Origin of the sequence: Streptomyces sp. XM83C (assembly GCF_023072675.1) — a bacterium.
Taxonomy (GTDB): domain Bacteria; phylum Actinomycetota; class Actinomycetes; order Streptomycetales; family Streptomycetaceae; genus Streptomyces; species Streptomyces thermocoprophilus.
Genome location: NZ_JALLGL010000529.1, coordinates 1 through 1958, shown reverse-complemented (window position 1 = coordinate 1958; position 1958 = coordinate 1). Strand labels below are relative to the sequence as shown.

The 1958-nt window shown below is 61.7% G+C and carries 2 protein-coding genes; both read right to left on the bottom strand.

Annotated elements, in window-relative coordinates; all coding sequences use genetic code 11:
- Positions 1-235: 235 nt before the first annotated feature.
- A complete protein-coding gene (locus MTQ10_RS30080; RefSeq protein ID WP_247473730.1) occupies positions 236-475 on the bottom strand; it encodes a hypothetical protein in 240 nt (79 codons plus the stop codon).
- The coding region (locus tag MTQ10_RS30075) for an RHS repeat-associated core domain-containing protein (RefSeq protein ID WP_247473727.1) at positions 472-1958 on the bottom strand (1487 nt) is incomplete at its 5' end. The genes MTQ10_RS30080 and MTQ10_RS30075, both read right to left, overlap by 4 nt.

Genomic DNA, 1958 nt, shown 5'->3' with positions numbered 1-1958 from the left:
GAAGCAAGAACACCCGGCCGACTCCACGGCACGACGTCTACACAGCCCGCAAAACAGACACCACGAAACCGAAGGCGAAGAAGTCGACGACCCCACGGCCTCGCCGCACAGGTTAAAGATCAAGCTAGGAGAAGCGCACCTAGCTTCTGTGGGCACTACTACCTTGCAACGCCTGCCTAGACCTCACTCGGTGGTCAGTGCCCGCAGTTGGAGCAACCGTGTGGCTCTCGGTTCCTCATGCTCCGAATTCCCTAAGGAAGTCTTTCATGAGTTGAACCATATCTTCTTCCGACCAATATGGAAGCCCGGCCCAGGGCCGATAGAGCGATAGCCCCTCGGCGAGGAAGTCGAACATTTCGGAGTCCAGGAGGTGTTCTGTGGCGAAACCCTCCATGGATGCCACAAAGGTCATCGATCGATCTTCCCCAGAAATGAATGTCCGGGCCATTTCGAGCATTTTCTCTTCAGGCTTCACGGAATGTCAAATTTCTTCGGGATCATTGCGGTTACAATGTGGTTTGGATTACTTGCTGAAACTACCACGAATGGCTTCCCGGGGAGTTGGGTTGCTCTGACCTGGATAGTGTCGCGAGCTGCGTCATACTTTACCTTGTCTCCGGTTTCCAGGATGTAGTCGAGGGCGTTCAGTGTCGTAGGGGGCCGCCCCGGACCGCTCCCGGCTACACGTTCGGCTGCGTGGTTACTCAGCGTCCTCCCATGCGGTGTGATCAGCATGGGAATGTGGAAGTCGTTTTCCTGCCTGAACGCCCAGTTCCTGTTGTAGTAAACGGGAAGTTGGCTCGCTGCTTCAGCGGCTGCGCCCTCAGACCTTGCAACCGAAGTTGCGGCTGCAGCCGCTGAACTTCCGACGACTGCGCTACCGCCGGAGGCGCCGCCGGTGACGGCTTCAGCGATTTCTGCGAAGCATACCGGGGCCGTGGCCAGGCATCCGGGGGCCATATCGGCTATAACGGGGGCGGCGGCCACGCTAAGTGCCAGGCCTGCGACCACTCCGAGGACGACCTTCTGCCAGGTTTTGAGCTTTGGTGTGTCTGGGAGTTCGCCGTTCAAGGGGTCGTAGTAGGGGTTGGTCCCCATGGCCCAGCAGCCGGTGCATTGAGATCCGTCTCGGCGCTCAGGTTTGGGGTCGGGGCCCCGTTTGAAGACGACCTGGGCCGAGAATTGGCCACCGTCGTTGTGGATGGTGACGGTCATGGTGCCGGAACCGGTACTGCCGCCGGCTTTCTCGTACTGGAAACTTTGGCTGTAGGTCTGAGTCGAGTGGTAGACCCAGGTTCCGTTGGGGCCGGGAGTCATCCAGTCGTGGTATCTGCCGCCGTTGCCGGTGTTGCAGCCGCGGTCACAGTCCGTGACGGGCCGCAGGCCAGTCGGGTCGGACATGGTGACGGGTGTGTTGTTGGCGTAGGCGTAGCCGTTGAGGGACTCGTGGTCCTCGGGTGCGAGGATGGGGTCTACGGACAGGAAGCGTCCGGTGGCCGGGTCGTATTCGCGGGCGCCGATGTGGGTGAGGCCGGTGTCGATGTCGGCGGGCTTGCCGAGGAAGCCCTTGTCGTCCGGCCATGCTTGCGGTGCGGTGCCTCGGGTTTCGCCGAAGGGCTTGGTGTAACGGCGGGTGATGGCCTGGGTGGTGGCGTCCACGGTCATTGAGGCGGTGCCGTGGTGGTCGTCGACCATCCAGGACAGGCCGGCCTCGGTGCGGACTGCGGTGGCGTCACCGGCGGGGTAGTAGCGCTGGGCCGTGAACTTTTTGGCAACGGTGTCGTAGTGGAGTTCCTGTCCGGCGAGGTAGAGGACGGTCTTGGCCGGGCCACGGCGGATCAGGAGGTCGCCGTTGGCGTCGTAGAGGTAGTCGGTGGTCTTGGTGCCTTCGGTGAGGCGGGTGAGTTCTCCCTCGAGGTCCCAGGTGAGGTTCTGGGCGTTGCCGGTGGGGCCGTAGC